Genomic DNA, 8560 nt, shown 5'->3' on the forward strand with positions numbered 1-8560 from the left:
TTCACTTTCCATTAAACAATACCGGCTTTCTCAAAATGCTTCTTCATAAAGCTCATTCCAAGAAGTGCTCCGAGAACACCGAAAACAAATGCACACCCCAAGATTATAGGTGCTGTCCAAGGCTGAAAAATAGTCTTGAGCACATTAACATAATCACTTCCGTAAGATGTTCTTGACGCAAAGTAACCGTCGATATCAAGATACAAAGGAAGAAAACATCCAAAAATCGTAATATTCATGATTCCATGGCTTAACATCGTCATCTTCTTGCTTGCGTAATTTCCACCCTTAGCAATAAGATCCGCAACAACACCGCAAATTATTCCAAAAATAAAAGGCCAATAGCCCATTCCGGTTATCCACAAAAATGCTCCGATCAAAACAGTAATGATAGTTATCATTCCAAACTTCTTTACCTTGGTATAAAAAAGCATCATTGTTATTCCGCCGATAAGAGGACACAACACCGCGAGCGACGGCATAAGAACAGGTATAAAACCAAGCATTGAGATTGCCGTCATTATCACACAATAAATAGCGGCATATATTCCGATATTTATCAGATCCTTTCCCCCAAGCTTTCCGTTTGACTTCTTTGTGATTACTCCATCCATACTACTTGTACTCCTTTTGATATAATTGTTTTGGTTAGTTTTAGCTAACTAATAATTAAACTTACCTCGAGTGTCACTTCGACATTCTGATATATAATATCACCATTTGTTAGTTTTTGCTAACTTTTGAACAAAAAATTTTGGAGCAACACTTAATTAGATGTTGCTCCAAAATCTCAAAATAATCCCTTTTATAGTCTTACCCATTCTTTATATACTTACCGGTAGCAGGAGAAATAATAATATTTGCCAATTACTCACTCCTACTCACCAAATACATCATCATATGACATCGATTCCATTTCACCTTTAGCCATCTTATGAGCTTCATTTAGCATTTCCTTTATGGCAGGTCTGACTTTCGATTGTCTTGACTTAAATTCTTTTAAGAGATTCTTTCCCGAATACCCTTCATTTATTAATTCTTCAAGTATTTCTTCCGCAAATTCCCCGTTAGACTCCAAACGAGCAGGACGAATAACAAGTTCATTGTCTCTTATAATACATTCTGCCTTGTCATCAAAACCAAGCTTTTCAAAAAATGCTCCCGGTATTGTTAATTGACGTTTGGAAGATATACTGATTATTTTCCTGTTCAATCCAGCACTCATCGGCTTTCCTCCTATATATAAACCAATTTCACATTTTCTTTGTTTCTTGGTTTCGTTGTAATCAAATTTCTTTATTTTTTCAACTTCAGTATAGTATCTTTATACTTTTTTCATTCTTATAAACAAGTCAAAGGGACGGTTCGTTTGACTTAAATCCGCATCCCCAAGCAAAGGAGAAGTCAAACCAACCGTCCCTTTGACTCCCTGTAGTTATTTGTCACATATAAAATTATAGTAGCTTGCCGAATTGGCACCCACAATGTCGTATAAGGTGTAATCACCCTTGTCATAGGTTACGCCATAATACATTACCGGGGTGGAATTATCCATTGTCTCTGTAGAACCGTCCGCATTATGCAAAACCATATCGGTAAATACTATAACAACATAGCCGCTACAGGACGAATCCGATTCTATTCTTTCATTGGTAACTCTTAAAAGCTCATCATAAGTAAGACCGTATTGCGGGAATTTAAATTCTGTATACATCATCCCAATTTCATCTCGGATGTGCGTATAATTAGCTTCATAATAACTTCCTTCTCCCATAACAAGCCTAGCTGACTTATTATCAAGAAACTCCCAATAGGAATTCTCTTCCTTGTTCACAAGATCATGTGTGAAATACATTTTTTTGCCTGTCATATCATCTGACTGATTTTCCCAGGTGTCAGCCATCATTTCTTCAATTTCATTAGCTTTATCAGGATCACTGTTTCCATTATCATCTGTATTCTGATTTGTATACTGATCCGTATTCTGATCTGCATACTGATCAATTACATGATCCGATGGCTTATTGGCAAGAAAAGCACCTATTCCAACAAATACAAGTACACCTACTACCACTATTCCTATTATAAGTCCGACATTACTTTTCTTTTTAGGTGGCTGATAGTATGCTTGTCCATAATTCTGATTATCGCTCTGACCATATGTGTTCTGCTGCCCCAAAGGCTGCTGAGCACAAGTTTGCTGACCAAGCGACTGTCCTACCTGCTTACCACAATAGGGACAAAATATAGTTTCCTCTGCTATTTCTTTTCCACAGTATGTACAAAACATTTTTATAAGCATCCTTCCTTCATAATATACTAATTATAATATACTTATTATAGTATACATACCATGATAACTCTCTTGCATGCAAAAAAATCTGAAGCAGTACGCTTAGTGGCATATCGTGATCATGGTCATATCCGCGGAGCGGTTAAGCCTAACATCACATGGGTATTATGAGTCGGATATTGCTATAGATGCCTGTCCAGAAATGCATTTAGCAAAAAATAGACAGGGAAAAAGGCGGTTAAAAACCTGCCTATAATTACAATATGCAAAAAATAGTAAGTAAAAAATATCAACTTCCGCCTGAACCATAACGCCCAGCCGATTTTTGCCATAAAAAACAAGTCAAACCAACCGTCCCTTTGACTCCCTCTTTTTTATTTTCCCACTTCACAAAAGCAAAGGCCTATGCTATATTGAAAATCGAGTTATCGGTAATTCAATTTTCAGTAATATTTAGGAGGTCACAAATGTCAGTACCTGATAAAAGTATAGACCCTAGACTATTAGACAGTGCTAAAGCAGAGTTCCTAAAAAATGGTTTTTTAAAGGCTGAACTTAAAACTATTTGTGAAAACGCCGGCATTACTACAGGTGCTCTATACAAGCGGTATAAAGGTAAGGAGGAATTATTCTGTGCGGTAGTGAAAGATACCGTTGATGCAATTGAAGATTATATCAACAAACGCACTCTCCCTAATCTTTCAGAACTCACTGACGATGAAATATGTCACGCATGGGATATGAACGAAGAAAATACCCTGGAGCTATTCAAAATGCTTTGGGATTTAAAAGATGGTTTTGTGCTTTTGATTTCTAAATCATCCGGCACTCGCTTTGAAAACTATCAGCATGACTTTGTTTCATCCATGAGTAAGGCATACGAAAAATATTACAACGAAGCCAAGCGTCGTAATCTTGCACGAACAGATATCACAAGTAAGGAACTGCATGTGATTTGTACATCCTTCTGGACTTCTGTTTATGAGCCCTTTACACATGATCTAAGCTGGAAAGAAATAGAACAGCACTGTAAAATCATGTGTCGATTCTTTAATTGGACTGACACAATATTATTAGCAGAAAGGTAAGAAAAATGTTTAAAAAAATAAAGCCTTATATGGGTAACTATATAAAGTATACTTACGCCGCAATGATCACAATGTTAATTGCTCTCGTTGCTTCAATGATACCTTATTTTCTGGTATACAAGATTATCGAGCCTTTGCTTAACGGAGAATCTCTCTCCGTTAAGTCCTTTGGCATTTACTTAGTGATTATTTGTGCCTGCGAGTTAGCCTTCTCTAACTTGTACGTACTCGGTCTGAAATTCTCTCATATTTCAGCCTACAATACATTAAAAACAATCCGAATATCTCTGCAACGAAAGTTAGAACAACAGCCTCTTGGCGCTATCCAGGATATGGGTAACGGAAAAATCAAAAAACTATTTACCGATGATATCGAACAGATAGAGATTTTGCTTGCACATGCCGTACCGGAAGGACTCTCAAATCTGTGCATTCCTGTAATAGCATTAGTCTTTATGTTTATAGCAGATTGGAAGCTTGCACTACTTTCTCTTTGCTCTTTACCAATCGGTCTTGCTGCCATGGGAATGATGTTTAAAGCAGGCATGGAAAGAATGAACGCCTACTATTCTGCTGCATCTAAGATGAATGCTACGATCATTGAGTATGTAAATGGTATGGAAGTTGTAAAAGTCTTCGGCCGCGACGGCGAATCTTATAAGCGCTATGAAAGTGATATTAAAAGTTATCGCGATCTAACTCTTGCCTGGTATAAGGTTTGCTGGCCATGGATGGCATTGTACAGTGCCGTTCTTCCATGTATCGCACTTGTTACTTTACCGGTAGGTACTCTTTTTGTCATCAATGGCACTTCAACAATTGCAAACCTTGTTCTTGTCTTTTGTCTTTCACTTTCAATGGGTACTCCTCTTCTTAAGGCATTGGCATTTGCAGGAAAATTCCCTCAGTTGGATTACAAAATCTCTGAGATTGAAGCAGCTATGGATGGTGAGCCACTTAAGACAGGTGGAAATAACTTCAAAGGTACTTCTTGCGAAGTTAAATTCGAAAATGTCCGTTTCGGATATAAAGATGCGGAAGTACTTCACGGTGTTGACTTAGACCTTAAGGAAGACACAATGACCGCACTTGTGGGTGAATCCGGAAGTGGTAAATCCACTCTGGCTAAACTGCTTGTACATTACTACGACCTTAACGGAGGCAGAATCACTCTTGGCGGTCAGGATATCACTGACATGAGCATTGAAGCATTAAACAATCAAATATCATATGTGTCTCAGGAGCAATTCCTTTTCAATACTACTTTGTACGAAAATATTTTGATAGGAAATCCTTCCGCTACCAGAGAACAGGTGCTTGATGCAGCTGATAAAGCTCAGTGTAGTGAATTTCTTGCCAGATTGCCAAAGGGTATTGATACCATGGCCGGGGATGGCGGCAAGATGCTTTCCGGTGGTGAGAGACAACGTATCTCTTTAGCAAGAGCTATTCTTAAAAATGCTCCTGTTATCGTACTTGATGAAGCCACCGCTTTCATCGATCCTGAGAATGAAGAAAAAATGAATTCTGCTATTGCAGAAATAATCAAGGGCAAAACCGTTCTGGTTATCGCCCATAGATTACAAACAATCGTAAACGCCGACAAAATTTGTGTGCTGAAGGATGGTAATTTAGTAGCCGCTGATACCCATGAAGCTCTTCTTGGCAGCTGCGAAGAATACAAAAAACTTTGGAACAGTAGCGAAGCCAGTGCTAACTGGAAAATTGCCAATGCAACTGAAAAAGAGGGAAATGAGGTGGAAGCATGTTAGGATTGATCAAACGAATAATAGGGGTTTCCGGTAAATATAAAGGCGGAATCTACGGTGCCTTTGTCATGTCTTTCCTTAAAGGTATGCTTATGAAGGTTCCTATCATATTAATGTATTTCATTCTTGAAGCATATATAGAGGGTACTATCACAAAAGCTATTTGCATCAAAACTGCAATAATAATGGTAGCAGGTGTACTAGCTCAAGCCATAGCTCAGTATCTTGCAGATAGAATGCAAAGCGCTGCCGGATACAAAATATTCGCAGACATGAGAATGAAGCTGGGCGAGCATTTACGCAAACTTCCTATGGGTTACTTTACCGAGGGTAATATAGGTAAAATCAGTTCCGTATTATCAACTGATATGGTCTTTATAGAAGAAAACTGCATGATGGTTTTAGCCGACATGATGAGTTACTTATTCGCACAGTTTATTATGGTAGTGTTTATGTTCTTCTTTGATTGGCGTTTAGGCTTTGCTTCTGCCCTCATCTCTTTATTTATGGTTATGATAGGTCAGGGAATGATGAAAAATGACCTTGTTCATTCAGATGAAAAGCAAGAGGCCTCAGAAGTACAGACTGAAGCGGTTCTAAACTTTACAGAGGGAATCGGTATCATAAAGACTTATAACCTCCTTGGTGATAAGTCTAAGGAACTTACAAACAGCTTTGAAGAAAATTGCCGTGTAAATCTTGATTTCGAGCATTTTCATATGCCTTGGAAGCGAGCAATATTTCTCCTTTATGGTTTAGGCACCGTTACAATCCTTGGCGTCTCAGCGATACTGTATTTCAATGGATTTATGGAGCTTAAATTTTTCTTTGGTATGCTTCTTTGTCTCTTTGATTTATTTGTACCAATGAGAACCTTCTATGATCAGGAGGCAAGACTTACAGTTATGAACTCCTGCATGGACAGAATTGAAGCTTTATTTGCCGAGAAAGAATTAGATGATAATGGCACTGACAAATTAAGCAGTGAAGCAGCCACAGAAATTGAATACAATAATGTGACCTTTGCTTATGATTCCAAAGATGTTTTAAAAGATGTATCTTTCAAAGCTAATAAGGGTGACATGGTTGCACTTGTTGGCCCTTCCGGTGGCGGAAAATCTACAATAGCAAGTTTGCTTACCCGATTCTGGGATGTTAAAGAAGGAAGTATTCTCTTGCGTGGAAAAGACATCAGAAAAATACCTATTGCAACTTTAATGGATAATATAAGTATGGTATTCCAACGAGTATATCTTTTCCAGGATACCATCTATAATAACATTGCTCTTGGTCGCCCCGATGCGACAAAAGAGGAAGTCATCGAAGCAGCTAAAAAAGCTCGCTGTTATGATTTCATTATGGAGCTTCCCGAAGGATTTGATACAGTTATCGGTGAAGGCGGAGCATCTCTTTCCGGTGGCCAGGCACAGCGTCTTTCCATTGCAAGATGTATCCTCAAGGACTCTCCTATTGTTATCCTGGATGAGGCTACAGCAAGTGTAGATGCCGACAATGAAAGCTATATCCAGTCAGCTATTTCAGAGCTATGCAAAGGAAAGACCCTTCTTGTTATTGCCCACAGGCTCAACACCATAATGGGCGCCGACAAGATTATGGTTATCAAGGATGGTATGATTGCAGAAACCGGAAACCATTCAACTCTCATGAAAAAGAAAGGCATTTATCATAGCATGGTTACAAAACGTGCTGTTTCCGCAGGATGGAAAAACTAAAAAAAATAAGACAGCCGTCATAGACAATGTCATTAAGTTAACATTGGGATAATGCTTTGGATGAGAGAAACGGGAATGAAGATGATAACCTTCATTCCCGTTTCTTCCTTTTTAGGCATAACAAACAGGCGGATCTAAAATCCACCTACTAATCATGTTTTATTTTGATTATTTATGCTACTCTATATAAGAAACTATGAAATACTTTTCCTGTCAGTATTCGTTTACGATGCCTATTAGGTCTAACTGGAATTATATTTCTAGCTATTATAGTTTCTAAATTAGGTGATGTCGTTTTTTCACGCAAGAATAGTCTGCAGACATGAGCAGCAACGGTAAAGTTCGCTTTGTATGTATATTTTCTTTGCTTTTTTTCAATGACTACGTGCGAGGTAATCATTTCCGCAAAGTTATACATTATCAGATGTGCGTATATTTCTTGCTGAATACACATCACCTTTTTTGAATGAAAATCTAGCATTCCAATAGTATATTTTAAATCTCTAAATGAAGTTTCTATCCCCCATCTGGCTGCATATAACTTTTTTAAATTTGTTGGCGTATATTCCTTAGCGTCCAAGTTAGTAATTACGGTTTCATATGTGTCTTCAGTAATCTTGAATCGTACGATTCTAAATTTAAGCTCATAAAAGGCTACTGAATCCTTTTTCCTTAGCTTTGTTGGGAGATAATCAAACGGATGTGAATGTGCAATCAATTTGTAGTGATTCTTGTCCTTCAAAAATAATTCCTTCATTTCCTTTGTTTGTTTACGCGTAAGTTTTAAATCAATATTTACATCAAATTCTTCTTCATCAGGTAGGTCTAATCCATTCTTAATTCCTCGTGTACCATCCTTAATCCTTATGAGATAATACCAACCTTTTTCTTGGATATGTGCCATACTGTGATAAGATTCGTATCCTCTATCAGCAATTACTAATGCTTTGGGAATAGGCGATCTATCTACCATCTCTTGCAATGCAGAGTGCTCATTTGCATCATGCTTTCCTTGAAGTACTACATCAGTATATAAATGATTTTCTAGATTATAGAGTGCATTTAAATGCAACAAATTGTAGGGCTTTTGTCCATTAACACTGGGATAATAAGATTTTTTATCTTCAGAATTAGTTGGAATTTGAATATCAGAACCATCAACTGCAAGAATAGTTAAATCAGAATGCGAATGATTTTGTAGTTTATTTGTAAACCCTTTAAAGATGTCTCTAAAAAATTCGGGCTTAATCTTTTGTCTTTGCTGAACAAAAGCCGAGGCAGATGGCAATGAACTGACATCATGGAAGATATCAATCATCTCATTGGTTATACTCTTGCTTTCCATCTCGATGATAGCTCTGACTATTTTTTCGAATGGAAGCTTACGATTCCTAGTGAAATCTACTTTGGGATTAACAACATAATCCAACATGTTTTGAGTAGTGGTAGTGATTTCAGATAATAAAAGCTTTTTAATATGTTTTGGTTTCATATGTGACCTCCTTGCAATCAAGTTTTCCTTAATTACAAGGGCCGCTTTCGCTACCTTTAAAACATCAGTAGCGAAAGCGGCCACACATTTACGATAATCTGTCAATACCTTTTAAGAAAAAAAGACCCCTATGTCATTTCTGACATAGAGATCTTTTGGGCTGTCATCTTAACTTAATGACATTG

General features: G+C 37.5%; 7 protein-coding genes. 3 read left to right on the forward strand and 4 right to left on the reverse strand.

What is annotated here, in order from left to right:
* Nucleotides 1–11: 11 nt before the first annotated feature.
* From BLP87_RS01765 to BLP87_RS01775, 3 genes are all read right to left on the reverse strand, one after another.
* On the reverse strand, nt 12–614 hold the full coding sequence (locus BLP87_RS01765) for an MptD family putative ECF transporter S component (RefSeq protein WP_026667578.1): 603 nt from the start codon (nt 612–614) through the stop codon (nt 12–14).
* Between the two features lie 263 nt (nt 615–877).
* A complete protein-coding gene (locus BLP87_RS01770; protein WP_026667579.1) occupies nt 878–1225 on the reverse strand; it encodes an AbrB/MazE/SpoVT family DNA-binding domain-containing protein in 348 nt (115 codons plus the stop codon).
* 210 nt (nt 1226–1435) lie between these two features.
* Nucleotides 1436–2290 carry a zinc ribbon domain-containing protein gene (locus tag BLP87_RS01775; protein ID WP_176756586.1) on the reverse strand — a complete coding sequence of 285 codons (855 nt, stop codon included), beginning with the start codon at nt 2288–2290 and terminating at the stop codon, nt 1436–1438.
* A 470-nt stretch (nt 2291–2760) separates the two neighbouring features.
* Between BLP87_RS01775 and BLP87_RS01780 the strand changes: the two genes are divergently transcribed.
* From BLP87_RS01780 to BLP87_RS01790, 3 genes are read left to right on the forward strand one after another with little or no spacing between them, the layout of a single operon-like run.
* The gene (locus tag BLP87_RS01780) at nt 2761–3381 is read left to right on the forward strand and encodes a TetR/AcrR family transcriptional regulator (protein WP_026667583.1); all 621 of its coding nucleotides are present in this window, start codon (nt 2761–2763) and stop codon (nt 3379–3381) included.
* A 5-nt stretch (nt 3382–3386) separates the two neighbouring features.
* Nucleotides 3387–5153: an ABC transporter ATP-binding protein gene (locus BLP87_RS01785; protein ID WP_026667584.1), complete on the forward strand. Its 1767-nt coding sequence runs from the start codon at nt 3387–3389 to the stop codon at nt 5151–5153.
* Nucleotides 5147–6883 (forward strand): ABC transporter ATP-binding protein, encoded by a 1737-nt coding sequence (locus tag BLP87_RS01790; protein ID WP_026667585.1) that lies wholly within the window; start codon nt 5147–5149, stop codon nt 6881–6883. Before BLP87_RS01785 ends, BLP87_RS01790 begins: the two co-directional genes overlap by 7 nt.
* A 172-nt stretch (nt 6884–7055) precedes the next feature.
* Here the strand turns inward: BLP87_RS01790 and BLP87_RS01795 are convergent, their stop codons facing one another.
* Nucleotides 7056–8375 (reverse strand): IS4 family transposase, encoded by a 1320-nt coding sequence (locus BLP87_RS01795; RefSeq protein ID WP_026655762.1) that lies wholly within the window; start codon nt 8373–8375, stop codon nt 7056–7058.
* Nucleotides 8376–8560 lie beyond the last annotated feature (185 nt).

Source organism: Butyrivibrio hungatei (genome assembly GCF_900101605.1).
In the GTDB taxonomy this organism is placed as follows: domain Bacteria; phylum Bacillota; class Clostridia; order Lachnospirales; family Lachnospiraceae; genus Butyrivibrio; species Butyrivibrio hungatei_B.

Coding starts and splice junctions, on each gene's coding strand:
- BLP87_RS01770 (WP_026667579.1), bottom strand. CDS start 1,225: ATGAGTGCTGGATTGAACAGGAAAATAATCAGTATATCTTCCAAACGT.
- BLP87_RS01795 (WP_026655762.1), bottom strand. CDS start 8,375: ATGAAACCAAAACATATTAAAAAGCTTTTATTATCTGAAATCACTACC.
- BLP87_RS01790 (WP_026667585.1), top strand. CDS start 5,147: ATGTTAGGATTGATCAAACGAATAATAGGGGTTTCCGGTAAATATAAA.
- BLP87_RS01765 (WP_026667578.1), bottom strand. CDS start 614: ATGGATGGAGTAATCACAAAGAAGTCAAACGGAAAGCTTGGGGGAAAG.
- BLP87_RS01780 (WP_026667583.1), top strand. CDS start 2,761: ATGTCAGTACCTGATAAAAGTATAGACCCTAGACTATTAGACAGTGCT.
- BLP87_RS01785 (WP_026667584.1), top strand. CDS start 3,387: ATGTTTAAAAAAATAAAGCCTTATATGGGTAACTATATAAAGTATACT.
- BLP87_RS01775 (WP_176756586.1), bottom strand. CDS start 2,290: ATGTTTTGTACATACTGTGGAAAAGAAATAGCAGAGGAAACTATATTT.